Source organism: Moorena sp. SIO4A1 (assembly GCF_010672065.1).
Lineage (GTDB): Bacteria > Cyanobacteriota > Cyanobacteriia > Cyanobacteriales > Coleofasciculaceae > Moorena.
In genome coordinates this window covers 173,164-199,061 of record NZ_JAAHHX010000016.1, presented here as the reverse complement: position 1 = coordinate 199,061, position 25,898 = coordinate 173,164, and the positions used below count along the sequence as shown (strand labels likewise).

At 43.6% G+C, this 25,898-nt stretch carries 20 protein-coding genes; 8 read left to right on the top strand and 12 right to left on the bottom strand.

All coding sequences use genetic code 11. The annotated features are described in order from the left end of the window. Positions 1-358: 358 nt before the first annotated feature. The 3 genes from F6K53_RS15530 (at position 359) to F6K53_RS15520 (ending at position 4,792) form a co-directional block, all read left to right on the top strand. Positions 359-2,620, top strand: coding sequence for a ribonucleoside-diphosphate reductase subunit alpha (locus F6K53_RS15530; RefSeq protein WP_293081249.1), 2,262 nt, complete (start codon positions 359-361; stop codon positions 2,618-2,620). Positions 2,621-2,942: 322 nt separating this feature from the next. After that, on the top strand, positions 2,943-4,085 hold the full coding sequence (locus F6K53_RS15525) for a ribonucleotide-diphosphate reductase subunit beta (protein WP_293071504.1): 1,143 nt from the start codon (positions 2,943-2,945) through the stop codon (positions 4,083-4,085). Positions 4,086-4,153: 68 nt separating this feature from the next. Then, positions 4,154-4,792 (top strand): lysophospholipid acyltransferase family protein, encoded by a 639-nt coding sequence (locus F6K53_RS15520; RefSeq protein ID WP_293071505.1) that lies wholly within the window; start codon positions 4,154-4,156, stop codon positions 4,790-4,792. A 242-nt stretch (positions 4,793-5,034) separates the two neighbouring features. Here the strand turns inward: F6K53_RS15520 and F6K53_RS15515 are convergent, their stop codons facing one another. The 4 genes from F6K53_RS15515 to F6K53_RS15500 all read right to left on the bottom strand — a co-directional run bounded on the left by F6K53_RS15515 (position 5,035) and on the right by F6K53_RS15500 (position 12,755). Next, positions 5,035-7,968, bottom strand: a complete 2,934-nt coding sequence (locus F6K53_RS15515; protein WP_293071506.1) for a CHAT domain-containing tetratricopeptide repeat protein — start codon at positions 7,966-7,968, stop codon at positions 5,035-5,037. Positions 7,969-8,192: 224 nt separating this feature from the next. Further along, positions 8,193-8,612 carry a PIN domain-containing protein gene (locus tag F6K53_RS15510; protein ID WP_293060687.1) on the bottom strand — a complete coding sequence of 140 codons (420 nt, stop codon included), beginning with the start codon at positions 8,610-8,612 and terminating at the stop codon, positions 8,193-8,195. Continuing rightward, the gene (locus F6K53_RS15505) at positions 8,602-9,057 is read right to left on the bottom strand and encodes a hypothetical protein (RefSeq protein WP_293071507.1); all 456 of its coding nucleotides are present in this window, start codon (positions 9,055-9,057) and stop codon (positions 8,602-8,604) included. Before F6K53_RS15505 ends, F6K53_RS15510 begins: the two co-directional genes overlap by 11 nt. A 5-nt stretch (positions 9,058-9,062) precedes the next feature. Beyond that, positions 9,063-12,755: a CHAT domain-containing protein gene (locus tag F6K53_RS15500; protein ID WP_293081246.1), complete on the bottom strand. Its 3,693-nt coding sequence runs from the start codon at positions 12,753-12,755 to the stop codon at positions 9,063-9,065. Positions 12,756-13,071: 316 nt separating this feature from the next. Here F6K53_RS15500 and F6K53_RS15495 point away from each other — a divergent pair, with 316 nt between their 5' ends. After that, the gene (locus F6K53_RS15495) at positions 13,072-14,628 is read left to right on the top strand and encodes a hypothetical protein (protein WP_293081244.1); all 1,557 of its coding nucleotides are present in this window, start codon (positions 13,072-13,074) and stop codon (positions 14,626-14,628) included. A gap of 402 nt (positions 14,629-15,030) precedes the next feature. After that, complete coding sequence (locus F6K53_RS15490) at positions 15,031-16,179, top strand: DUF1822 family protein (protein ID WP_293070684.1); 1,149 nt, start codon at positions 15,031-15,033, stop codon at positions 16,177-16,179. Here F6K53_RS15490 and F6K53_RS15485 read toward each other — a convergent pair. Then, complete coding sequence (locus F6K53_RS15485; protein ID WP_293070682.1) at positions 16,160-16,408, bottom strand: hypothetical protein; 249 nt, start codon at positions 16,406-16,408, stop codon at positions 16,160-16,162. The two genes, F6K53_RS15490 and F6K53_RS15485, sit on opposite strands and share 20 nt — an antisense overlap. 74 nt (positions 16,409-16,482) lie before the next feature. On the opposite strand from F6K53_RS15485, the gene F6K53_RS15480 reads away from it, so the two are divergent. After that, positions 16,483-18,984 carry a CHASE2 domain-containing protein gene (locus F6K53_RS15480; protein ID WP_293070680.1) on the top strand — a complete coding sequence of 834 codons (2,502 nt, stop codon included), beginning with the start codon at positions 16,483-16,485 and terminating at the stop codon, positions 18,982-18,984. Here F6K53_RS15480 and F6K53_RS15475 read toward each other — a convergent pair. After that, positions 18,968-19,096, bottom strand: coding sequence for a hypothetical protein (locus F6K53_RS15475; RefSeq protein WP_293070678.1), 129 nt, complete (start codon positions 19,094-19,096; stop codon positions 18,968-18,970). The genes F6K53_RS15480 and F6K53_RS15475 overlap by 17 nt on opposite strands. 250 nt (positions 19,097-19,346) lie before the next feature. Here F6K53_RS15475 and F6K53_RS15470 point away from each other — a divergent pair, with 250 nt between their 5' ends. After that, the gene (locus tag F6K53_RS15470) at positions 19,347-20,117 is read left to right on the top strand and encodes a hypothetical protein (RefSeq protein WP_293070676.1); all 771 of its coding nucleotides are present in this window, start codon (positions 19,347-19,349) and stop codon (positions 20,115-20,117) included. Here the strand turns inward: F6K53_RS15470 and F6K53_RS15465 are convergent. From F6K53_RS15465 to F6K53_RS15450, 4 genes are all read right to left on the bottom strand, one after another. Next, entirely contained in the window at positions 20,074-20,211 is a 138-nt protein-coding gene (locus tag F6K53_RS15465) for a hypothetical protein (protein ID WP_293070674.1), read from the bottom strand. The genes F6K53_RS15470 and F6K53_RS15465 overlap by 44 nt on opposite strands. Before the next feature lie 74 nt (positions 20,212-20,285). Beyond that, positions 20,286-20,453, bottom strand: coding sequence for a hypothetical protein (locus F6K53_RS15460; RefSeq protein ID WP_293070672.1), 168 nt, complete (start codon positions 20,451-20,453; stop codon positions 20,286-20,288). A gap of 92 nt (positions 20,454-20,545) precedes the next feature. Then, positions 20,546-20,998, bottom strand: a complete 453-nt coding sequence (locus F6K53_RS15455) for a hypothetical protein (protein WP_293024052.1) — start codon at positions 20,996-20,998, stop codon at positions 20,546-20,548. 330 nt (positions 20,999-21,328) lie between these two features. Continuing rightward, positions 21,329-21,529, bottom strand: coding sequence for a hypothetical protein (locus F6K53_RS15450; protein ID WP_293070670.1), 201 nt, complete (start codon positions 21,527-21,529; stop codon positions 21,329-21,331). Between the two features lie 969 nt (positions 21,530-22,498). Between F6K53_RS15450 and F6K53_RS15445 the strand changes: the two genes are divergently transcribed. Next, positions 22,499-23,422 carry a M20/M25/M40 family metallo-hydrolase gene (locus F6K53_RS15445; RefSeq protein ID WP_364303765.1) on the top strand — a complete coding sequence of 308 codons (924 nt, stop codon included), beginning with the start codon at positions 22,499-22,501 and terminating at the stop codon, positions 23,420-23,422. A gap of 133 nt (positions 23,423-23,555) precedes the next feature. On the opposite strand, the gene F6K53_RS15440 is transcribed toward F6K53_RS15445, so the two are convergent. Both F6K53_RS15440 and F6K53_RS15435 read right to left on the bottom strand, forming a co-directional pair. Then, complete coding sequence (locus F6K53_RS15440) at positions 23,556-23,945, bottom strand: hypothetical protein (RefSeq protein WP_293025753.1); 390 nt, start codon at positions 23,943-23,945, stop codon at positions 23,556-23,558. A gap of 409 nt (positions 23,946-24,354) precedes the next feature. Next, on the bottom strand, positions 24,355-25,542 hold the full coding sequence (locus tag F6K53_RS15435) for a hypothetical protein (protein ID WP_293070668.1): 1,188 nt from the start codon (positions 25,540-25,542) through the stop codon (positions 24,355-24,357). Positions 25,543-25,898 lie beyond the last annotated feature (356 nt).

Below are 25,898 nucleotides of genomic sequence, written 5' to 3'. Positions count from 1 at the left end.
GCGGGACGCAGCAGGTGTGGGAGGTGTGAGGAGTTACTTGGTCAGTTACTTAAAAAAGTTGATAAATTTAACAGCCATACTTACTCTAGATTTAGTATAGTAGAGCTTGGGAATTAAATAGTTAACCCTAGTGGTAGTGTTGTACCTTGGGGTTACCCATCCATGGTGTAATATATCTAAGATTCTGAGCAACGAGTGAAAAGGCCACAAACCCTCTCGGCAAAAACTATAAGCCAAATCAATCCAGATTTAGTATAGTAGAGCTTGTGAATTCCATAGTTAACCCTAGTGGTAGTGTTGTACCTTGGGGTTAGCAAGCCATGGTGTAATATATCTAAATTCCGTCCAACCAGTGAAAATGCAACAAACCCTATCGGCAACAACCATAACTCAAAATCAAGGGAATATTAAGGTGATCAGACGGGATGGTTCTCTGGCTTCCCTTGATATTTCCAGAATTCGTTCTGTTGTTGAGTGGGCTTGTGCTGGCAAGGATGTCAATCCGATCACTCTAGAAGCCGGACTCACTACTCGCTTGCGTGATGGTGTTACTACCAGAGAGATTCAGGATAACTTGATCAACTGTGCCCTGGAAATGTGTAGTCCTGATCAGCCTGACTGGCGCTATGTAGCAGGACGACTGCAGATCTGGAGTCTCTGGAAAGATACCCTGGTAAACCGTGGTTATGAGTACGGTGACTACCCTAGAACTGTTCGCTCTAAAGTAGAGTCTGGTCAATATGACCCCAGTATCTTAACCTATACGACTGAGGAGCTAAAAGAAGCAGGTTCTTGGATTAATCGGGATTGGGACACGGATTATGATTATGCAGGGGCTGTACTGCTAACTCGTCGGTATCTCCTGGCGGATGAGTTGCCCCAAGAGGCATTTTTAACTTGTGCTCTGCTGCTAGGGTCAGTGGAAGTGCCGGAAGATAGACTAGGTTGGGCAAGGCGATTTTATGAAGCGATCGCACAACGGAAAATATCTCTAGCGACCCCGATCCTGGCTAATCTCAGAATTCCTAAGGGGTCTCTGTCTTCCTGTTTTATCACTAGCATTGATGACAACCTGGAAAGCATCTTTGAAGGAATTACTGATACGGCCAGAATCTCCAAAAACGGTGGTGGTGTTGGGGTCAATGTTAGCCGGATTCGCTCAACGGGTAGCTGGGTGATGGGCAAAGCCAATGCTTCGGGAGGGGTAATTCCTTGGATTAAACTGCTAAACGATACTGCGATCGCAGTTAATCAAGGAGGCCGTCGGGCAGGGGCAGTCACCGTTAGTGTGGATGTGTGGCATCTCGATGTGCCAGAGTTTCTGGAGATGCAAGCGGAAAATGGGGATCCCCGGCGCAAGGCTTATGATATCTTTCCCCAATTGGTGATTCCCGATGAGTTTATGCGTCGGGTGGTTAATAAAGAAGACTGGACGTTAATCGATCCCTATGAAGTACGGATCAAGCTAGGGATTGAGCTATCGGAACTTTGGGCAGAAGAGTTTGAAAGCGCCTATCAAACTATTGAAGCAGCCATCGGCGAAACCCTCACTCTCTACAAGACCGTCAATGCTCGGGAACTCTTTAAGACGATTATGCGATCGCAAGTAGAGACCGGAATGCCTTACTTGGCGTTCAAGGATACCATTAACCGCGCTAATCCTAATCAACACCAAGGCTATATCCCAGCGGTAAATCTTTGTACCGAAAGTTTCTCTAATGTCGAAATTGGCAATGCTGCTCACTGTTGCAATTTGGACTCAATCAATCTCGCCAATATTGAGGAAACTGAATTGCCCAATATATGTCGTCTAGCAGTGCGGATTCTCGATAACACGATTGATTTAACCACTCCTCCTTTTACAGCAGCCCATACCCACAATCACAAATACCGCACCATCGGAGTAGGTTGTATGGGATTAGCGGATTGGTTAGCTAAACGGTGGCTAACCTATAACAACCTCAAGGAAATTAGTAACTTATTTGAGGATATTGGCTACTACTGCACCCATGCATCTATGGAACTGGCCATGGAACGTGGTGCTTATGCTGCTTTCGATGGTAGTGAGTGGAGTAAAGGTAAGCTAATTGGCGCTAAACCAGTGGAATGGTTTGTAGAAAATTCCCAGCATCAAGAGCGTTGGGTAGCCCTATCTCAGGATATTCAAAAATTTGGGATTCGCAATTCTCATATTACTGCGATCGCACCCAATACATCCTCATCCCTAGTACAAGGATGTACCGCTAGTGTCTTACCAGTTCACAGCAAATTCTTCTATGACAAATGGGCAAAAGGCACTGTACCCATTGCCCCACCCTTTATTAAAGACAATTTTTGGTTCTACCACGAAAACAAAAACTTTGATCAGAAAAAAGTTGTTACAGCAGTCGCCACGATCCAGCAATGGATTGATACTGGGATTTCCATGGAATTGTTATTTAACTTAAACCAAGGAGTCTATTTCCCAGACGAACCTGAACGCACCCTCAAAGCCAAAGACATCTATGAAACCCTAGTCATGGCCTGGGAATTAGGATGTAAAGCCGTCTATTATATCCGAACCGTCCAGCGTGACAACTTCAAAGAATTAGACAACACTTGTATCGCTTGCGCTAATTAGTGATTCTGTGGAACAGGCTTCCAGCCTGCGCGCGCATCGGTCAGTGGTCAGTGGTCAGTGGTCAGTGGTCAGCTTTGTAGAACAGGCTTCCAGCCTGTGACTTCACTGAGATTATAGCAATTCTCTTTCCCATGAGGTACAAAGAGATCCCCCTAAATCCCCCTTGAAAAGGGGGACTTTGAGGTTGATAAGTGTGAAGCATCGGTCAGTGGTCAGTGGTCAGCTTTGTGGAACAGGCTTCCAGCCTGCGCGCGCATCAGCTGTTCGCGTAGCGTGCGCGTAGCGCTTAGGCTGAATGCTGATAGCTGATAGCTGATAGCTCTTGCTCCCCACACTCCCTGTTCCCGATTCCCGATTCCCGATTCCCGATTCCCGATTCCCTACTCCCTACTCCCTACTCCCTACTCCCTATAAAAAAATGCTAACTACAATGCCAATTAACCCTATCTTTAATCCAGATGGGGATGATAAAACTGAACACCGTTCAATTTGGTTTGGTAATACCACCAACTTGATGCAACTCAATGATGTCCGTTATGCTTGGGCAATTGGGTTGTATCAACAGATGCGGGAAAACTTCTGGATTCCCCAGAAACTAGACCTAACTCAAGATGTAACAGACTACTCCAATTTAACGTCAGCAGAACGTTATGCTTATGATGGGATTCTATCCTATTTAACTTTTTTAGATTCCGTTCAAACCTGCAATATTCCTCACATCAAAAGTAGCATTACTGCTCCAGAAGTTAGTCTGTGTATGGCGGAACAAATTTCTCAGGAAGGGATGCACAATCAAAGTTATCAATATATCATAGAAACCGTTATCCCTACTGAACATAGAAGTAGAGTCTATGAATTCTGGCGCACTGATACAGTGCTGAGGGATAGATGCGAATTTGTCGCCAGCTTCTATCAAAGGTATGTTGATAATCCCACCCCAGAAAACTATTTTGTTTCCTTACTGGCTGACTTTTTATTAGAAGGAATGTACTTCTATAATGGTTTCATTTACTTCTACAATCTCGCCTCTAGGATGCTGATGCCAGGCTCAGCAGACATTTTTAAAATGATTAATCGAGATGAACTGAGTCATGTCCGGCTTTATCAAAAGTTAATCCCCATGGCTATGGAAGTATTTCCCTATTCCAGGGACCAAATTTATGAAATGTTTGCCACAGCAGTGGAGCATGAATGTCGCTGGACTAATCATATTGTTGGTAACGATATTTTAGGGATTACCGAACGGAGTACTGAACATTATACCAAGTATTTGGCGAATATCAGGCTACGTTCTATTGGATTAGAACCCCTTTACCAGGGGGAAAACTATCAAAAGAGTCCCTACAGCCACTTAGAGCGTTTTTCTGATACTAAAAAAGATGCTCATACTAAGGCCAACTTCTTTGAAGCTAGCGTAACTAGTTATGTGATGTCTTCTGGGGTCAGTGGTTGGGATGAAATCTAGGGAGTAGGGAGTAGGGAGTAGGGAGTAAACTAGAAATCAAACCATCCAAATCCACCAATCGATTTTCTGTGACTAGAAGCCGCGAACCATTTCCCAGTCTGCTGCTGTATCACGCCCTGAAGTGGTCAGTGGTTAGCCCCTTAGTCCATACCTATTTCCGGGGTCGCATTTATGGTGCTAAACAAGTACCCACCTCGGGACCACTGGTGGTGGTGAGTAACCATGCGAGTGACTTTGACCCACCGATTTTAGCCAGTTGTGTGGGACGTCCAGTAGCCTTTATGGCCAAGGAAGAATTGTTTCGTGTGCCAGTTCTGAAACAGTTTATTGAATTGTATGGTACTTACCCGGTTAAGCGAGGCTCAGCAGACCGGAGTGCCCTGCGTTCTGCTCTCAATTTCCTCGACAATGGCTGGGCGGTTGGTGTGTATTTGGATGGCACCAGGACACGGGATGCTCGCATTCATAACCCCAAGCTTGGTGCCGCCTGGATTGCTGCCCAAGCCCAAGCCCCCCTGCTGCCCGTTACTTTGTGGGGAAGTCAAGCAATTGTTAAAAAAGGTTCCTTGATGCCACGGTCTGTACCCTTAACCGTCCGCATTGGTAAGCTGATTGCTCCTCCTAGTTCTAGTAACCGAGACGAATTGCAAGCTGTGACCCAACAGTGTGCTGCAGCGATTAATGCTCTCCATGATTTGGGACGTTGATTATGTGGGAGTAGGGAGTAGGGAGTAGGGAGTCGGGAGTCGGGAGTAGGGAATCGGGAATCGGGAATCGGGAATCGGGAACAGTTGCGTAGGGTGTGTTAGGGACGGGCTCCCTCTCATTTTCCGCCTCGTAGTCAGCCTTGGAACAGCCCGGCCCGTAACGCACCACCGGGTCCAACAGCTTTAATGAGATGCACCCCAAACCCCAAACCCCACACCCCACACCCCACACCCCACACGTCCTACCTAGCTTCACCAATAACCGTAAAAGCCGCCCAAGCTTTCGGGTCTGGATTACCATCTTCATCATTGAGCATCGATAACATGGCCTCTCGCATGGCTTTGGCTTTATCCATTTTGTGGGTGTAAATATTCGTATAAAACTCCCTCATCAACTTGGCCGTATCATCATCAGGCACTTGCCATAAGGACACCACCAAACTGGGTACACCGGCGGCAATCAAAGAACGGGATAAACCCACTACCCCTTCCCCTTTTATCTCACCCCTACCAGTATCACAAGCACTCAGGACTACTAACTTTGCGTTCAATAAGGATTTTTCCGGTAGTCCGTAACCAATCAGAATTTCATCACTGGTGAGAAAGCCATCATGGTCTGGTTTCTCAGGAGCTAATGCGATCGCACCTCGATAATAAATACCATCGACTAAACCATGGGTGGCTAAATGGATAACCGAAGCATTGGCCATTTTTTCCACAATGGTTGATTCTGTTGCTTCTGCTCCAATTAGAGCGGTGGTATTCAGCAATTTAGCAATGGTTAAGGCTTCTGTTTCTGCACCCGATAGAGACTTTAACGGTTCTTGTTCCTGTCCTACTGTAATGGTGGGCATGGTGGGATTACCCACAATCAATGGTGTTCCGTTGCTGTCTTGGACTCGATGCCAATGTTGACGGGTAAACGACAGAGATTGGATCGAAGGAGCAGTGAGAATGGTATGGTTTTCGATTAGATAATTTCCGTCATCATCTAGCAGAGCAGCAAAGGGAACCAGAAATAGTGCTTGATGGGGAATGAAAATAATACGGTCTGATTCGCTTTCAGGTAATACGTCAACAATGGGAGTAATCAGGAGTTGGTAGAGTTGGTTTAGTGGATGACTATCCTTAGGGTTTGGTGGTGAAGTAGGATTCTGATTACCTCTACCTCTGACAGCGACATAATCACGAGTGACTTTGACTAGTTCAGCTAGAGTGGTATCTTCGGGTAAGGTATGACTACGGAAGGTAATCTCACCTGTGGGAGCAATTACCCAAATATAAATTTGGCCACCAAAAATGGAATATTCCACCAAAGTGGCTTGTTGTTGTTGAGCAATCTCTTGAATGTCTTTAAGAGTAGGAGCTTTAGTTTTTTGAGTAGTTTCAGATAACTGTGCCGCTAATAAATCAATCAGAGCGCGGTTGCGACCCCGTTCGGAAATCTCTAAGGCTTGTTTTGGTTTTCCTTGAGCAATCAATACCTGTTGTAAAAGACGATAGCTACGAGCTTGTTCTTCAAAAATAGAAATCTTCCAATCATCTTTGTTACGGAGGAAGTGGCGGATATCTTCCAAAATTTTAATGGCATCATACAGGTGAATTTCGGCTGGTTCTAGTTGATTTATTTTTAATAAGGTAACACCGAGATTATTTAGGGAGGCAGCTTCACCTTTGCGGTCTCCGATATCCCTAGCAATAGCTATCGATTTTTGGTAGTAATCAATCGCTTTTTTGTAGTCTCGCAGATTATCGTATGCAATACCCAGACTACCCAGGGAGGCAGCTTCACCTTTGCGGTCTCCGATATCCCTAGCAATAGCTATCGATTTTTGGTGGTAATCAATCGCTTTTTTATAGTCTCCCAGATTATCGTATGTACTACCCAGATTATTCAGGGAATTACCTTGACTCAGGCGGTTTCCGATTTCCCTAGCAATAGTTAATGATTGTTGGTAGTAATCAATCGCTTTTTTATAGTCTCCCAGTTGACTGTATGTAGCACCCAGATTATTCAGGGAATGACCTTGACCCAGGCGGTTTCCGATTTCCCTAGCAATAGTTAATGATTGTTGGTGGTAATCAATCGCTTTTTTGTACTTTCCCAGATGATAGTATACAATACCCAGATTATTCAGGGAGTCAGCTTCACCCTCGCGGTCTCTGATTTCCCTTTTAATAGCTAAGAAGTGTTGGTAGTAATCAATGGCTTTTTTATAGTCTCCCAGAGGAACGTATGCACTACCCAAATGATTCAGGGAGCCAGCTTCACCCTGGCGGTCTCCGATTTCCCTTTTAATAGCTATCGATTGTTGGTGGTAATCAATCGCTTTTTTATAGTTTCCCAGATGATAGTATGTAACACCCAGATTATACAGGGAGTTAGCTTCACCTTTGCGGTTTCCAATTTCCCTAGCAATAGCTAAGGAGTTTTGGAGGGAATCAATCGCTTTTTTGTACTCTCTCAGATGATAGTATGCATTCCCCAGATTACCCAGGGAGTTAGCTTCACCCAGGCGGTAACCGATTTCCCTAGCAATAGCTATCGATTGTTGGTAGTAATCAATCGCTTTTTTGTACTCTCCCAGAGTACGGTATGCATTACCCAGATTATACAGGGAGTTAGCTTCACCTTTGCGGTTTCCAATTTCTCTTTGAAAAGCGATTGATTGTTGGTAGTAATCAATCGCTTTTTTGTACTCTCCCAGATGATGGTATGTAGTAGCCAGACCAATTAGGGAGGCACCTTCAACCTTGCGGTGTCCGATTTCCCTAGCAATAGCTAAGGAGTTTTGGAGGGAATCAATCGCTTTTTTATAGTTTCCCAGATGATAGTATGTAACACCCAGATTATACAGGGAGTTAGCTTCACCCTTACGGTATCCAATTTGTTTATAAATCACCAATGCTTGCTGCCAAGATTGTAATGCTTCTGGGAACTCACTGCGACGAACGTGACTCATTCCCTGCTGAAATAGTTTGTCCGCCTCGGCTTGCTTACTGTCTACTTCAACTATGGCATCACTAGGGGTTATAGTTCCTTCTTGCTCTGGGCTAACCGTGTTTTGTTCTTGAGCCAGTGCTAGTACAGTGAGGAAACTAGCCACAACAGGGAGTACCCCAGGGGTGAGGTAGACAGTGAGAAGTCCCAACCATAAGACTTGCTTAAGTTTCATATCGGATATTGAATTATTCCCTACTTCCCTATATCTGAGAGATTCCTGAGCCTATGCAATGATTCAGGGAGTCGGGAGTAGGGAGTAGGGAGTCGGGACTCGGTAGTGGTGCGTTACGGGACGGGCTGTCCCAAACACACCCTACGCCACTACTATAAAAATAGCGATCGCATTATAGCTGGACAAGGGTTATAGGGATAGCTTCGGCCACTATATTTTACGAATCATTGAGGAGTGCTATATATTGAAATAATCTCGATTTCCATTACTCGATGCATTGGTTTGGTTGGCTTTTCAGTTGTGATCAGTTGATCTGCTTTAATTTGCAGTGCAGCTGCTACATGAATCGCATCCATCCCAGCTAAACCATAGGTACAGGCAATTTGTTGGGCATTTTGGAGAATTTGCTCTAAGTCAGTTGCCCAATGGTTGACAGCATTAAAGAAGGTTTCGTAAAATTCTGTTTCATCTTGTTGCTTGTTAAAAATTGCTTTAGGCAAGACTTCTAACTGCACGAAGCGACTTGAGGCAAACTCCCGATTTTCATCGTTAAGAATTTGATTGGCTCTAATGCTGATTGACTCAATGCCTTGAAAAGCGGTAATCAGTACACCAGAGTCTATGTAAGTCTTCTTACGAGTCACTCCATCCACCTCGACGTGCAGCCAATTCCAGTTCAATGTCCTCTTCGTTGAGCAGTCGTAAGCCAGCAGCAATTGCTCGTTGTCGAATTTCCCATAATTTTTGGGCTAAGGGAGTTTTTGGTACAAAATCCGATTGAGGGGGTGTTGTTTCTGACTCAGATTTAAGGAGTTCAACAAACTCCAAAACTTTTTGCTGTTTTTCCGGTGCCAGTTCTCGCCAGTGTTTAAGTAGTTCTTCTTCTTTACCCATAAACACCTCCCGATGGAATGATAATTCTATTGTATAGGAATAGGGAACAGGGAATAGGGAACAGGGAATAGGGAGCAGGGAACAGGAATAGGCAAGAGGCAATAGGCATGCTAGCAATAGGGGCAAGAGTTCCGAACTTTCCCCACACCCGACTCCCGACTCCCGACTCCCGACTCCCGACTCCCGACTCCCCAAATTCTCTACCTCGCTTCACCAATAACCGTAAAAGCCGCCCAAGCTTTCGGGTCTGGATTACCATCTCCATCATTGAGCATCGATAACATCGCCTCTCGCATCGCTTTGGCTTTATCGAATTTGTGGGTGTAAATATTCGTGTAAAACTCCGTCATCAACTTGGCCGTATCATCATCAGGCACTTGCCATAAGGACACCACCAAACTGGGTACACCTGCGGCAATCAAAGAACGGGATAAACCAACTACTCCTTCCCCTTTAATCTCACCCCTACCAGTATCACAAGCACTCAGAACCACTAACTTTGCTTTCAATAAGGATTTTTCCGGTCCTGCGTAACCAATCAGAATTTCACGACTGGTGAGAAAGCCATCATGGTCTGGTTTCTCAGGTGCTAATGCGATCGCACCTCGATAATAAATACCATCGACTAAACCATGGGTGGCTAAATGAATCAGCGAAGCATTGGCCATTTTTTCTACAATGGTTGGTTCTGTTGCTTCTGATCCATTTAGAGCAGTGGTATTCAGCAATTGAGCAATTCTTAAGGCTTCTGTTTCTGCACCAGGTAGAGGCTTTAACGGTTTTTGTTCCTCTCCTATAATGCTGGGCATGGTGGGATTTCCCACAATCAATGGTGTTCCGGTGCTGTCTTTGACTCGATGCCAATTTTTACGGGTGAACCACAGGGATTGGATCGAAGGAGCAGTGAGAATGGTATGGTTTTCGATCAGAAACTTGTGGTTATCATCTAGCAGAGCAGCAAAGGGAACCAGAAATAGTTCTTGATGGGGAATAAAAATAATACGGTCTGATGGGTTTATTGGTAATACGTCAACAATGGGAGTAATCAGGAGTTGGTAGAGTTGTTGTAGGGGATTACTATTGTTAGGGTTTGGTGGTGAAGCAGGATTCTGATTACCTCGACCTCTGACACCAATCTGCTCACGACTGACTTTTACTAGTTTGGCCAGAGAAGTATCTTGGGGTAACTTATTACGACGGAAAGTAATCTCCCCAGTGGGAGCAATTACCCAAATATAAATCTGGTCATAAACAATGGAATATTCCACCAAAGTGGCTTGTTGTTGTTGAGCAATCTCTTGAATGTCTTTCAGAGTAAGAGTTTTGTTTTTTTGAGGAGTTTCAGATAACTGTGCCGCTAATAAATCAATCAGAGCACGGTTGCGACCCCGTTCGGAAATCTCTAAGGCTTGTTTTGCTTTTCCTTGAGCAATCAATACCTGTTGTAAAAGACGATAGCTACGAGCTTGTTCTTCAAAAATAGAAATCTTCCAATCATCTTTGTTACGGAGGAGATGGCGGATATCTTCCAGAATTTTAATGGCATCATACAGGTGAATCTCGGCTGGTTCTAGTTGATTTATTTTTAATAAGTTAACACCGAGATTATTCAGGGATCTAGCTTCACCATCACGGTTACCGATTTCCCTAGCAATAGCTAAAGATTGTTGGTGGTAATCAATGGCTTTTTTATAGTCTCCTATACTCAAGTATGCATTACCCAGATTAGTCAGGGAGTTAGCTTCACCCTCACGGTCTGAGATTTCCCTATAAATAGCTAAGGAGTTTTGGAGGTAATCAATCGCTTTTTTGTACTCTCCCAAATTAACGTATGCAAGACCGAGATTAGTCAGGGAGCAAGCTTCACCCTGGCGGTCTGAGATTTCCCTAGCAATATCTAAGGATTGTTGGTGGTAATCAATGGCTTTTTTATAGTTTCCCAGATGATCGTATGCAGCACCCATACCAATCAGGGAGCCAGCTTCACCTTTACGGTCTGAGATTTCCCTATCAATAGCTAAGGAGTTTTGGAGGTAATCAATCGCTTTTTTGTACTCTCCCAGATTCTTGTATGCAACACCCAGATTATACAGGGATTTAGCTTCACCCTTAAGGTCTGAGATTTCCCTATCAATAGCTAAGGAGTTTTGGAGGTAATCAATCGCTTTTTTATAGTCTCCGAGAGTACGGTATGCACTACCCAGATTATTCAGGGAGTTAGCTTCACCTTCGCGGTGTCCGATTTCCCTAGCAATAGCTAAAGATTGTTGGAGGTAATCAATGGCTTTTTTATAGTCTCCGAGAGTACGGTATGCACTACCCATACCAATCAGGGATTTAGCTTCACCTTTACGGTCTGAGATTTCCCTAGCAATAGCTAAGGAGTTTTGGAAGTAATCAATCGCTTTTTTGTACTCTCCCAGATAATAGTATGTACCACCCAGATTACCCAGGGAGGCAGCTTCACCTTCGCGGTGTCCGATTTCCCTAGCAATAGCTAAGGAGTTTTGGAGGTAATCAATCGCTTTTTTGTACTCTCCCAGATTCTTGTATGCACTACCGAGATTATTTAGGGAGCTAACTTCACCCTGGCGGTTTCCGATTTGTTTATAAATCACCAATGCTTGCTGCCAAGACTGTAATGCTTCTGGGAACTCACTGCGACGAAGGTGACTAAGTCCTTGATGAGAGTATGCATTACCGAGATTATTCAGGGAGCCAGCTTCACCCTTGCGGTCTGAGATTTCCCTAGCAATAGCTAAGGAGTTTTGGAGGTAATCAATCGCTTTTTTGTACTCTCCCAGATTCTTGTATGCACTACCGAGATTATTTAGGGAGCTAACTTCACCCTGGCGGTTTCCGATTTGTTTATAAATCACCAATGCTTGCTGCCAAGACTGTAATGCTTCTGGGAACTCACTGCGACCAAAGTGACTAATTCCTTGATCAAAGTATGCATTACCGAGATTATTCAGGAAAATAGCTTCAACCTTACGGTCTGAGATTTCCCTAGCAATAGCTAAGGGTTTTTGGTGGTAATCAATCGCTTTTTTATAGTCTCCCAGATGACGGTATGCAAGACCTAGATTATTCAGGGAGGCAGCTTCACCCAGGCGGTATCCGATTTCCCTAGCAATAGCTAAAGATTGTTGGTGATAATCAATCGCTTTTTTATAGTCTCCCAGATTAAAGTATGCACCACCCAGATTATCCAGGGAGGCACCTTCACCGTGGCGGTGTCCGATTTCCCTAGCAATAGCTATCGATTGTTGGTAGTAATCAATCGCTTTTTTGTACTCTCCCAGAGTACGGTATGCATTACCCAGATTATACAGGGAGTTAGCTTCACCTTTGCGGTTTCCAATTTCCCTTTGAAAAGCGATTGATTGTTGGTAGTAATCAATCGCTTTTTTGTACTCTCCCAGATGATGGTATGTAGTAGCCAGACCAATCAGGGAGGCACCTTCAACCTTGCGGTGTCCGATTTCCCTTTGAAAAGCGATTGATTGTTGGTAGTAATCAATCGCTTTTTTGTACTCTCCCAGAGTACGGTATGCATTACCCAGATTAGTCAGGGAGTTAGCTTCACCCTTGCGGTCTCCGATTTGTTTATAAATCACCAATGCTTGCTGCCAAGACTGTAATGCTTCTGAGAACTCACTGCGACGAACGTGACTAAGTCCCTGTAGAAAGAATTTGTCTGCCTCTGCTTTCTTACTGTCTACTTCAACTATGACATCACCAGGGGCTAAAGTCCCTTCTTGCTCTGGCCTAACCGGGTTTTGTTCCTGAGCCACTGGTGGTAAATTCAGGAATCTAGCCACAACAGGGAGTTCCCCAGGGGTGAGGCAGACAGTGAGAAGTCCCAAAAATAAGACGTGCTTAAGTTTCATATCGGATATTGAATTATTCTCTACTTCCCTATATCTGAGAGATTCCTGAACCTATGCAATGATTAAGGGAATCGGGAATCGGGAATCGGGAATCGGGAATCGGGAATCGGGAGTCGGGAGCAGGGAGAAAGCCCTTCACTTATATAGCACTACGCATTCAAGTTAGGACATTGATACAAGTTGAAAACCTTTTGTAGTCAACTTTTGCCTCTTGCCTCTTGCCTGTTGCCTTGCGCGTAGCGCTATACACTTCAAGCCCAGTTTTTTTGACAGAATGCATAGGTTCCGATAGTTACCAGATAGGTAAGAATGACATTTGGTTCTTTGTCCGGGGAGATTGCTATATATAGCATTTCCTAGTAAGCGTGAGATATATCTAAATTTTATTCCCGACTCCCGACTCCCGACTCCCGATTCCCGATTCCCGATTCCCGATTCCCTCATGAAGACCAGCTTAGCCAAATACTGGACACTCAATTATATTAATCGTTTGGGTCAACATCAAACTAAACCGATAGAAGAGGCTAAGGAATTTATCAGTGCCCAAGCTCTTACTTTGTCTACAGGTGAAGACACCATAGACCACGCCCTGATTAGCAGACTGTGGCAACGTTATCACACCCAAGACGACGACCTTGAGCTGGCTGAGGTTTGTCTACGTTGTTTAGTTTCTCACCAAATCAAGGAGGTTTGTTATCAGTTAGTAGAGCAATTTGGTCAGCAACATAATTTTACCATGGATGACCTACTGCCATTAGTCCTTGACCGTTATCCTGAGCCCGATCAAGGCCATAAACTAGGGGGAGATAATTTTATAATTACTTATAGTTTACAAACCTTTGACCCAGATAAAAGTAGCTTATTTTCCTGGACAAAGAGACTAGTGAAAACCCATAGGGAGGTAAAACAATTTTTACTCTACCATGGAATTGAGCAGGTAACGGATTGGTTATTACTGAAACAAACTACTCCTGGTAAACTAAACCGTATTCTATCGGAGTTTCATCAGCTAACTGATCAAGAAATTAACCACTATCGTGAGTTATTAGAAAGTTATCAAACGGTTTATGTACGTCAACTGCAAGCAGAGCGTAATCAAATTAACCAACAACGACAACAACAGGGCTTAGGTAAACTTACAACTCCTTACCCAATTCCTACCAAAGAGCAATTACAGCTGATAGGACAACTATCTCCAGAAGCAGTGCTTACTGATTTACAACGGTTAGCTCAGCTAATTCGAGACTATAAACGAAATCGTGGCAGGAATGTTCCCACTCAAGCTTTAGGAAAATTTGAGCATCAATTAGCAGCTGATGATACAAGTAACAATCAGGAGGAAGACGAGGTATTAGCTGCCTATGACCAATTACTACAGGATTGTTTAACTACTGCTATTCAAGAGGTTATTCAAAACCGAGTGACTTATCTAAGTCGTAAACAAAAGCCAAGACATCAGCAATTTTTAGAAGCACTAGATTTATTTCAATGTCAGCATGTTACTATGACTAAGATTGCTGCCCAAATCGGCTTAACTGCTCAATATCAAGTCAGTCGCTTGCTAGACCTGAAAGCCTTTCGGGCTGATATTGCTAGACGCACTTCCGTAAGATTACATCACCAACTCGTGGAGTTAGGCCAAGCCTACGCTTCTGCACAAGAGGTTAAGGAATTAGAGAAACGAATTAGTCAGTTTGTGGAAGAAGAAATTAACCGGATTATGACTGCCGCTAGGAAGGAAACCTTTGTTAAAAACAAATACAAACTGTCTAGTAATTTTTCTAGGACTTTATGTGAAATATTAAAAAAGGGAGTGGGGAATCGGGAATCGGGAATCGGGAGTGGGGAATCGGGAATCGGGAATCGGGAGTAGGGAGTGTGGGGAGTGTGGGAATTTTATTGGAATTTTGGCGTTGCTTATTCCCTGTTCATAGATCCCCCCTAACCCCCCTTAAAAAAGGGGGGAATTAGATTCAAAACGCCCCTTAAAAAACAAAGAGAGTAATTAGATTCAAAAGTCCCCTAAAAAAAGGGGGGAATTAGATTCAAAACGCCCCTTAAAAAAGGGAGTAATTAAATTCAAAAGTCCCCTTAAAAAACGAAGGGGGGAATTAGATTCAAAAGTCCCCTTAAAAAACGAAGGGAGGAATTAGATTCAAAAGTCCCCCTTATTAAGGGGGATTTAGGGGGATCTCAATCAGGGTCTACTCCCGACTCCCGATTCCCGATTCCCGATTCCCGATTCCCTGTTCCCTCAATATATTCTCAACTGAAAATGCTAAATACATCTACAGAAATGATTTCCTTTCCAGCATTAACCGAAACCCTAACGCGGGAATTAGAACAACAACAACAAGCTCTGGATATTGCCAACCAGATGGCGGAAACATCAGGAACATTAGCTATCTATCTCCAAGAGTTAGCCTTACTAGTCTTTGAAGATTGGCTGGAAAAACGAGAGCCAAGTTTACGGGTAGAACGGGCAGCTAATCGGTTAGGATACTCTGGATTATCTCAAGCTATTTCTAAAGCTATTAATGCTGTGTGTAATCTACAGGTAGGAGATTTCAATATTTGCATTATTCCTAGCTTTGGATTTAGCGACCCCTTCGTAACGCTGCCTGAAGCAATTGTTACTATTCCCCAATTCACTGCTCATTTTTATGTGGTGATTGCCATTGATGATGACTTAGGTATTGCTGGGATTAAAGGCGTCAATCGATACGACCAGTTAGTCAGAGATATTAGTAATCTAGTTGTTGGCTCTGATCAGACTTACGAGCTCCCTTTATCTAGGTTTACTATGAGTGGAGACGACTTACTACTGGATTTACAATGTCTATCTCCTGAGGAAATTCCTTTACCAGAAATACCACAGCCCAGTCAGGATTATATTAAAGACGTAATCGAAATCCTGAATCAACGGGCGATTGATGTGGGACAATGGTTATATAATAAAATTGATGACCTAGCTCAAGAATTATCTTGGCAGCTATTACCAGCACCTTCCCCAGCATTGCGGTTTAGTGGTAACCCAGCCCAAGAATTAGCTGAGATTCTAACTATTATTGATATCGAAATTCCTGCTGCCGCTGTCCGTAGTTATCGAGATTTTCAACTAGCTGGAATTCCACTGCGCCTCTATGCTGTAACTTGGCCATTACCTCAGTCTGAACCAGAGGGAGATTGGACTATATTGCTAATCCTAGGAGCTAGCCCAGGTAATACTCCACCTTCGGGAATAAAATTGCGTATTACTGATTTTACCATGGTCTTGGATCAACAGGAATTGAGCAGTAATGACGACTATTTATTTACTCAGTTTGTAGGAGCTAATCACGAAAAGTTTCTAGCTACAATTACCACTGCTGACGAAACAGCACACACCTCGATGTTGTTTGAATTTAAAGGGAGTAGGGAGTAGGGAGTAGGGAGTAGGGAATCGGGAATCGGGAATCGGGAATCGGGAATCGCGTAGGGTGCGTTAGGGGCGGGCTTGCCGTCATGTTCAACACCGAGCGCCAGTGTTGGGACAGCCCGCCCCGTAACGCACCACCCAAGGGCTCGCCCTGATTTTCCACCTCTGAGCGCCTGGTTGAGACAGCCCGTCGGAAATGAAACGGGCAAGATGCCCATTCCACCAAGATGCCCATTCCACCCACCGGCTCTGACCGCTGACCGCTGACCGCTGACCGCTGACCACTGACCGCTGACTACTATAAGTAACATGAAAAGTAAAATTTTCCACCTTAAAGTCATCAAAATAAAGTCAGGTTGTAACTTTGAGTTATCTTGGGAAAACGGTAAGACTATTGCTGCCATAGTAGATTATCCTCAAGACCTTGATCAAGGTTACCAAGACTGGAAACAGGCTTACATTAATTGTTACAAAAATTTGCGAGTAAAAGTCCCAAAAAGTGGTAGACTTACCGTTATGAAAGATCCCGCTGGCCTGTTGCGGGAAGCAGAAGCTAGGTTTTTATCAATATTTCATAGTTGGTTACGGGATGGAGAGTTATATGAGATTCGTGAGGAAATTGCTAAGGCAGCTACGGATTCGTCTAGTAATCGTCGGTATTGGGTTGATATTTTCCTCACCTGTAACTGTCCTGAATTAACTCGCTTACCTTGGGAAGCTTGGGAAATTAGTACTACTACTAGGACGAATTTATCGGGATTCGGAACTATCCGGATTGCTCGGGTTTCTAAAACTATCAATGCTGGAATTAGTCATAATAAAATTATGACTCGTATCCGTCGCCGAGCCAGAGTTTTGGCGATATTGGGTGATGAAAAAGGATTAGACTTTGAAGAAGACCGCAAGGCGTTAGCTCACCTGTCTAAGCTGGCTGAAATCAAATTTATTGGTTGGCAACCAGAAAAAGACTCTAGTACTCTTAAGCAAGAAATCGTTAAGGAAATTACTAATCCTAGGGGTTGGGATATTTTATTTTTTGCTGGACATAGTAATGAAACTGCCTTTACTGGTGGGGAATTACATATTGCTCCTGATGCTTCTCTAGGAATTAATGAGATTAAACAATCCCTCCAACAAGGGATAGCTAATGGCCTGAAGTTTGCTATTTTTAATTCTTGTGATGGTATCTCAATTGCGGAATCCCTAATTGCTTTAGGGTTACCTCAAGTGGCGGTAATGGCAGAACCTATTCACAATCAGGTTGCTCAAGTTTTTATTGTCCAGTTTCTCAACAGTTTGGCTGAGTATAAGGATGTTCATGAAGCCCTAAGGGATGCTTGTGCTTTTCTCAAAGACCAACAAAATCTTACCTATCCTTCTGCTTACCTAATCCCTACCTTATTTCGCCATCCCCAATCAGTACTGTTTCGTTTGGAACCATTTGGTTTAGGGCACAGTCTCAGAAATTGGTTACCTACTAAGAAAGAAGCCCTTTGGTTATCGGCATGGTTAACCGTTAGTTTAATCCCACCTGTTCAGGATTTACTGCTAGAATTTCGTCTGTTGTTACAAGCTGGTTACCGTCAGGTTACTCAGCAGGTGCAGTGGCAAGCTAATCCTTCTCCAGTTCAGTCTCCAGTTCGGTTAGTTCAAATTGATAACAAGTCTCTTGAACAGGACAACGTTAAATTGGTTGATGGCAGGTATATGGATTATGGTTACTTAGCAAGTATATTGGATAAATTAGTTACCAGTAATGCTCGGATAATTGGGTTTGATTATATTTTAGATCAAGACAAACAACAGCCCGATAATAGTAAACAGTTACGGCAATCAATTACTGAAGCGATTAACAGGAATACGTGGTTAGTTTGGGCAGCAATTGAAGCTGAGCATCCTGCTGATTATTATGGGGTGAGTGCTCAAATTGCTAACCTCAATCAAACCATGGAGGGAGATATTACAACCTATGATTGGTATGTAGAGTTACCTAGCAATAAGTGTGATCAAAGTTGTCCGTTTAGCTATTTACTAGTCCTTTCCTATTGTTTACGTGATCAAGATTCCGGCACTACTCAATTAGCGATGGGATTACCTGAGCTTCAAGACAGTAATCAGAAATTTAGGACTTCAGTGATTGATTTGGTTAATGGTTCCCATACACAAGCCGATACACAAACTAATACACAACTGGCTTGGTTGGGGAGGGTAAAACGTCCTGCGATCGCATATTTCTTACAATGGTTTCAACCGATTATTGACTATTCCCTCCCTCCAGAGCAAGTTTATCAAAGAATTTCTGCTTGTGAGTTATTAGGCTCCTGTTCTGGAGATGCTCTAGCTGATGGTCTCAGCCTTAACCAGACCATTGTGATTGTTGCTTCAGGAGGATATAAAGAAGCGGGAGTCGATCAAGAAGGGCAAGATAATAATCTGCTTCCCCTTCCGGTAGCGTTCTGGCGTGGTTCACAGGGTTGGCGAGACTGGTTCGATAGCAAATCATCATTTACTGGTGGTGAAGCCCATAGTTACATCGCCCACCATCTTTTTTCCCAGCATCTGGTGATACCAATTCCTAATGCCTTGATGATTTTGCTAACCGCTGTTTTAGGTAAAGGATTTAGGTTAATTAAACAGGATGATCCCGAGCAACAGCAATGGTGGTTTAGCAATCTAGGTAATGCTTGCTTGCTTTGTTGGTTAGTTTATTGCTTGGTTTCACTACAAGTTTATATCTCCTTGAAGGTGCTGCTACCTACTTTGATGCCTTTAGTAGTTTTTAGTATCTATAGCATTACGCAAAGGGAGTAGGGAGTAGGGAGTAGGGAGTAGGGAGTAGGGAGTAGGGAGTAGGGAGTAGGGAGTAGGGAGTAGGGAATCGAGAATCGAGAATCGGGAACATTATAGCAATTATTCTACTCATGATTACAAAGCTTATTCTGTTAAGGCAAAAGGCAATAGAAAAGAATGGTTTACTGGAATCAAGTTCCCCCCTGATTAAGGGAATGTTTGAATCGAATCAGCTCCCCCCCTGATTAAGGGAATGTTTGAATCGAATCAAGTTCCCCCCTTATTAAGGGGGGTTAGGGGGGATCCCTAGTCAAATATAGCAATTATCATAACTGCGATAAATGCTTTATTTAATCATTAACTTATCAGTCAGGAAGCATATTATGCCTAAAATAATTCAGAACAAATCCACACTATTACTAACAATGGTCGTGCTAGTCTGTTCTTCTGCACTGCCTATTAATGCAATAGTAAAAAGACCTCAGTCTGATCAGCAGTTATCCCAGTCTCAAGGCCAGCTAATTACGTTAAAATGGGGTGATATCTGGGAGAGATTGCGAAGGAAGAAAGGTAAAGGGGGCACAAGAGGTAACTCAACAGATGATAATCCTAGCGAGCAAACTCTCTGCATGCTCACCCCTGGTCAGCTATCAGATATTGACCCGAATTCTAATCATAAAGGAAGCTTAGAAATTTGGAGTGAGCAACCCCTATTCCTATGGCAAGGAGAAATGAAAGGTATTGAGGTGCGTAAAATGCGTAGTAATCAACAATGGTGGGAGCAACCCTTAGAGCCTACTACCACTAATATCCTTTATCAAGGCAAGCCCTTACAACCAGGTAAAGCTTACTTTTGGCGGAATACAATTCCTTTAGACGAACTTCCTACTAAGAAAAGTTTTCGTCTAATGGATGACGAAAAGCGTAATCAAGTCACCACTGAGTTAAATGAATTAGAAAGTAATCTGAAAGCTAAAGATGCAACTGCTGAAAAGATTGCTTTGGAACGAGTTAACTATTTCATCGACAAACAACTTTGGTCAGATGCATTACGGGAAATTTATCTGATGCCTAATCCTCCAGCTGAGGTAACTGATATTCTTGATAAGATTAACAATAAGGCTCATGATTTTTGTAAGCAGGAGCGGGAATAGGGAATAGGGAGTCGGGAGTCGGGAGTAGAGAAGAGGGAGGAGTGAGGTGTTGGGGTAAAGCTCCAAGACCTTGCTGCATTCCTTTGTCTATCAATCAAACTTTTCTCCTAATAACTTACGTTTTAAATCTTTAGATGAAATTCCTTTATCGTTACCGGAGCGATAATTTTACCAAGCTTCTTGACTTTGAACAATTTCTGTGATTGGAATGGTTTCTTCATCTCCTTCTACTTCTATCGCTTGATTAACTAAGACTTTTAATTCATCTAGTAATCGTAGTTGGTCAGAGAGACTAAGAGAATGAATTTGATTAAGTACCTGATTGTAATTTGTCATACTCATAACTTGTAGTGCTGCGCGCAAGGGTTATTAAATTTTAATATAACATAAAAAAAAATACAATTTTTGCTTTTTTGGATTGGAGATGTCTATTTTATATTAAAACTTCGTATGTCTCTGGCAAATTTTTCTAAGTTATGACCTATGCTATATCCCTGAGAACGTCGCCAAGCAATATAAAATCTTAACCTGTCCCAATAATAAGGTATAAAAGGATTCCAAATATCAAATGCCATCTTATTGTGAATTGCTCCAAATCGGTAAGCAATAGAAATCTGATTGCAGAAACTCAGGAAAACTTTTACTTTAATGTGCAATTCAGTATCTTCTTGTAGCTGAAGTAGGCGAGCGTTATCATCATCTGAAGAGTCTAACCAAGCATCCACATCAACCCTTGTTTCAATCATTGAGGGATCACTCAAGTGCTGCATATAAGACATGGTTCTACTGAGCTTGAATTGTCTTAAAGAAACTAGGAAGCCTATTGCAGCCAAAAAAGCTCCGACAATTGATCCAAAATCTACAAGAGTATCAAGCTTCATAATCAAACTAATAGTTAAGCTTATCTTAGTGAAACCTAACTTATATAACGGTTAGCATTTAAATCAATTATACTATAAAATTCCGTATCTTTTATATTGTTTACAAAAATTAATATTTACATAAAGTTGATTACTGGGAATAAAATAGCGCTACCAAAAGTAAAAAAAAATAGCCGTAGAAATACTATCCACGGCTATTTAAATGATCTATGTCAATGAGTTTTCAAACCCAACCTGATGTAATCCGATGTAATTGGCCAAAGGCCAAGCTATAGTAACAGACCGGAGCCTTTGCCAGGGGGGGGGAAACCCCCCCAGAAATTTAAAGTGTTATGGCAACAGCCAATACTTCATCATTTTAGTAATCACTTCCCCTGGAACCTCAGTCGCCTCAAGAGGAGTCCATTCCGCAATCGACCCATAGCCCAATTTATAAAGCATTTGCATACTATAGATTACTGCTTCACGAGAGCCTTTCAGAGTGTGCTCAACAGGTTGTTTCTTGAAGTTTGACTTAAAGTCTTTTGACATAGATCAAAATTTGAACTCGTTAGGTTTATATAAATAATAGTAATGATTATGATTGTATTTGTCAAGGGTTTTGAAAAGTTTTTTTTGGGGAGTTTTAGGGATAATAAAAAAAAGCGATCGCACAAGCGCGGAAGCTGAGGCCTAAGGCCACGCGGGGCGCGTTCGCTTCATCGCGTAGCGTGACCTTAGGTCAATCCCTTAGGGTCTCTGTCAGAGAATCCCGTAGGGTATCTTGCAGAGAATCGCATAATCATTGGTAAGCGATCGCTTTGGTAATTTGTAAGCATTCAGCCGTTAGCATTCAGCCGTCAGCCGTCAGCCGTCAGCTGACTTAACAAAGATTAAACGAATGCTTACTTGTTTTATTTAAAAGCTCAAAGCTGATAGCTGAGAGCTGATAGCTGAGAGCTGATAGCTGAATGCTTACGGTAATTTTAACTAGTAATTTTAAGGATAGGGCTGGGAGGAGGAAGTAGGGAATAAGGAACTTCATATCTCTTTCCTAATGTTGCCTTTTGCCTGTTACCTTTTGCCTTGTTGTCAGGGTGCATCTCCTCAAAGCTGTTTGATATCATGTCCGGATAATTAGTTATCAAAAAACATTCCCCTTGAAACCTTACTCCTTTACTTCAGCATAGCTGCCTTTTTTTACAAGAAGTGTGTTTACAACCCATATACAAACGCTGTAGATCGCAATCTGTATATGGGAGATGGGGGGCATTTCTTTGGGTCGCAGTCCATCTGCTCAGAATTAAAAAAATTAGGAAGTCTCGAAATCCAGGAGAATCAAGTGTTGGCTAGAAGCCATCACCATGTAATGCTGAATCTACCTGGACACGAGAAAAAATATCGGAATAGTTTAATCTAATTATATCCCATAATCAGGGATTTTGACTACAATCGGTTACCCGGAAATCACCTGAGGACATAATCATGGTACTGGTGTAGCGGTTCTGTTGCCCAAAGCCTATGCCTTTACCACTCAATCGCCCAAATCCCCAGATGGTAAGATTAGATGATAATCTTCTGCCTGATTACATTACTTTGGATCTAAAAGAACGTCTAATCACCCACCTCAGTCAGATAGTACGCGATCGCGATCCGTATATGGCATCTGGGGGACATTTCTATGTCCAGGAGTACATCCGCCAAGAATTAGAACAGTGGGGAAGCGTTGAAATTCACAAGTTTCAGGTGTCGGGCAAAACCCATCATAATCTGATTCTGAATCTACCGGCAAAAGAGGCGAGACCGCAACAGTTTGCTCCGATTTTAATTGGCTCTCACTATGATGCGGTACCTGGAAGCCCAGGAGCAGATGATAATGCTACCGGTGTAGCGGTGCTCTTGGAGTTAGCTAGAGCCTTTGCCACTCAAGCGCCTACACACCCAGTCCGACTAGTAGCATTTGATATGGAAGAGTATGGATTGCTCGGAAGTGCTGCCTATGCTGCCTATTTAAAAGAACAACAGCAACCCTTGCGGTTAATGCTGTCTTTGGAAATGTTAGGGTATTGCGATCGCACTCCCAATTCCCAATGGTACCCACCAGGACTAAAATACTTTTACCCCAATCAGGGGGACTTCATTGCTTTAGTGGGAAACTTGCCAACAATCCTTGACTTTAGGCATTTAGCTCGCTTTATCCGCCAAGCTGGGATCCCTTGTCAGTGCTTACCAGTACCATTACGAGGGGTAATCGTTCCTCAGACCAGACTCAGTGACCACGCTCCATTTTGGGACCAAGGTTATCGAGCTTTGATGGTAACCGATACAGCATTTCTGCGCAATCCCCATTACCATAAACCAAGCGATCGCATTGATACCCTAGACTTAGATTTCCTGACTGGTGTCTGTCGCGGCTTAATGGCTGGTCTTGGTAATCTTGTGTAGGGGAATCGGGAATCGGGAATCGGGAATCGGGAATCGGGAACTCGGAAACCCCGCCACACAAATCCCTCCACCAGGAAGCTATTTGACCCTAGCCAGCACTATCTCCAAAGCTGAGGCGGTTGTCAACCCCGATTTAGAATGCCTTAATTTCACCGGTGATTTCGGTTTGCACCATAAATCCATCAAGCTCTTGGGGGACTTTTTTTTGCACTTCGGCATTGAGGACATAAACAGTAATTACCTGATTGCCCTGAGGGTCTTGTCCAATGCCAACCCCTGTCACCCCATCTATCGCTAATAAGCGCTGCTCGTGGGATTGCTTAACCTTCTCGATTTCTGAATTAGCCACTTCTTGATCCTCTCCAATGTAATCCACCGCAGCCTCTTCAACCGGTGAGGCCTTGTCAGTAGGGGGGGAGCCGAAGTCTGAACCATTAGACATAGTGCAACTCATGACCGTTAAACTGGCCGTCAGTAATAGAACTAATACTTTTATTTTGTCAGATTTCTCTGTAATATTCATGTTCACTTCTCCATCGGACATAACTAAGAGGTGCTTAGGGGTACGGAGACATTTGTCGAGCCGACAAAAGCTAAAACCGATACCTAGTAATGCTTTGACTTGGATTGATCTAGTTGATTGCTATCGATATAGCAATCAGCGCTCTCGTATTTACAAATCACTGTGGAGTTTTAGCTGTTAGCTAAAATCCCCATCATAGTGTAAAGAGACGAGAGCGCAGCGCTATAGGTTTCAGAGATTTTTGGAGGATTGGAGTATATCCTTTGTCCTCCTTACTTCTGCCAAATGCCAAATGCCTTCTGTTTTGCTGTTAGGCATTAAAAATGCCTAACAGCTTAGAAGCCATGGTGGACAGAAGGTTAGCTGAGGCTCAGGTGAGGGCAGAGTCCCAGCCAAGCCCACTCAAGTGTTAGGTGTATAGATTAATATCTAATGCTGCCACAACTCGAGTTATCTTGTTGGCAAAGGTCAAACCACCGCCACCAGCAAAGAGTAAACCGACTGGATTACGGCGACTGTCGTAAGTCCAAATCAGAGAGCCAGAATCACCCCCTGCACTGAAGTTGCCGCTAGTGCCGCGAATGGTAATCTGATCGGCAAACAGCGCCACCCGGCCGCCGCCATAATTAACGCGGATAGTGGCGTTACAATCAGTAACTTGTCCACGGGTTAGTTGCGTGGTACGACCTGACTTACCAACTATCATCCCGCGACGGCAAGCAACAATCCGGCTGCTCACGCGGAAATAACGAGGACTGCCCCCGGACACATAGACAAGTTCTTTCCGCACACGAGATGGCCAGCACCAACCGGTAGCAGCGTCCACATAGTTCCTTCCACCTCGGAAGTTGATGGGGACAAAGCGCTCTAGAATCGCGATTTGATCCCGAGGGCTACGACCACCATCTAAGCGACCAGGTTGGATGATTGGATCTCGAAAGCTGGCATTGTTGGAGTTGGCAATCACATGGTTATTGCTGAGCATCAAAAGACGCCCGTTTCGAGGAGCACGACGGCCACGAGCCAGACAACCTAAAGTGCCAGCTGTTACCCGGGTGTGACCCACTGAAACTCCTCCTGGTGCAGGACGTATTTTGAAGCGATGGGGCTGAGCATCAATGATTCCGGTGACAATTACATTCACCGGTATATCGTCACTGCTAGCTGCTGAAATCCCCATTGAATCCACTAGGGCAGCCTTCGCTTCATCCACTGACACCGGTTCAGCAACATATAAATTCAGGCTGGCAGCGCCAGGAGCTAAGCTCTGGCTGGGATCTTCAGATATCCCTAAGCCAATACCCTGAATGTTTCCAGCACCTTCAAAGACATTTTCTGCCTGGACAGCGTCGCTAGTTTGCGCCACTGCCTGGGAAAGCTGGGTCTCAACATCAGCCTTGATTTGCAACAAGGTCTCATCGAACTCCATATACTCGCTTTCCTCAGCTTCTGTCGAGGCGCTCTCAAAGTCACCTAAGTTCTCAGGTTCCTCAAGATAATCAGCGGATTCTTCGTATTCATCCTCACTCATCCCAGAGTTTTCTAGTTCGGGAGGATTCTCAAATCCTTGCTCAAGTTCACTATTACTATTGCTCATGCTAGTATTGTTCTAAACTTAAACTAACGGAACAGGAACAATTTCTCAGGAGTAAAAATCCTTTGAGCCATTGCTCCGGCTTCGTTAATAACACTCTAAGAAATCCTCTTAGAGGATGACGGTACCCAAAAGGGTACTTTTTTTTAGTTGACTGACTTTACTGATTCAGGTGCATATTGGTTAGTCAGTACTTTGAACTCTCGGCGATCGCTCCGTCCTGTGGCTTGGGTGATGCCTTAGCTGGCTCAGGGTCGCGGTTGCTCATGAATCGAACTCCAGCGATCAGCTGCCAGGTATTTTTCTTGGGCAGCTGTGATCCATAAGTACCTCGACAAAAATCAACATTGCTGTATTAA

Coding starts and splice junctions, on each gene's coding strand:
- F6K53_RS15530 (WP_293081249.1), top strand. CDS start 359: ATGCAACAAACCCTATCGGCAACAACCATAACTCAAAATCAAGGGAAT.
- F6K53_RS15515 (WP_293071506.1), bottom strand. CDS start 7,968: ATGAAACTTAAGCAAGTCTTATGGTTGGGACTTCTCACTGTCTACCTC.
- F6K53_RS15500 (WP_293081246.1), bottom strand. CDS start 12,755: ATGAAACTTAAGCACGTCTTATTTTTGGGACTTCTCACTGTCTGCCTC.
- F6K53_RS15490 (WP_293070684.1), top strand. CDS start 15,031: ATGCTAAATACATCTACAGAAATGATTTCCTTTCCAGCATTAACCGAA.
- F6K53_RS15485 (WP_293070682.1), bottom strand. CDS start 16,408: ATGGGCATCTTGGTGGAATGGGCATCTTGCCCGTTTCATTTCCGACGG.
- F6K53_RS15480 (WP_293070680.1), top strand. CDS start 16,483: ATGAAAAGTAAAATTTTCCACCTTAAAGTCATCAAAATAAAGTCAGGT.
- F6K53_RS15475 (WP_293070678.1), bottom strand. CDS start 19,096: ATGAGTAGAATAATTGCTATAATGTTCCCGATTCTCGATTCTCGATTC.
- F6K53_RS15470 (WP_293070676.1), top strand. CDS start 19,347: ATGCCTAAAATAATTCAGAACAAATCCACACTATTACTAACAATGGTC.
- F6K53_RS15460 (WP_293070672.1), bottom strand. CDS start 20,453: ATGACAAATTACAATCAGGTACTTAATCAAATTCATTCTCTTAGTCTC.
- F6K53_RS15455 (WP_293024052.1), bottom strand. CDS start 20,998: ATGAAGCTTGATACTCTTGTAGATTTTGGATCAATTGTCGGAGCTTTT.
- F6K53_RS15450 (WP_293070670.1), bottom strand. CDS start 21,529: ATGTCAAAAGACTTTAAGTCAAACTTCAAGAAACAACCTGTTGAGCAC.
- F6K53_RS15445 (WP_364303765.1), top strand. CDS start 22,499: ATGCCTTTACCACTCAATCGCCCAAATCCCCAGATGGTAAGATTAGAT.
- F6K53_RS15440 (WP_293025753.1), bottom strand. CDS start 23,945: ATGAATATTACAGAGAAATCTGACAAAATAAAAGTATTAGTTCTATTA.
- F6K53_RS15435 (WP_293070668.1), bottom strand. CDS start 25,542: ATGAGCAATAGTAATAGTGAACTTGAGCAAGGATTTGAGAATCCTCCC.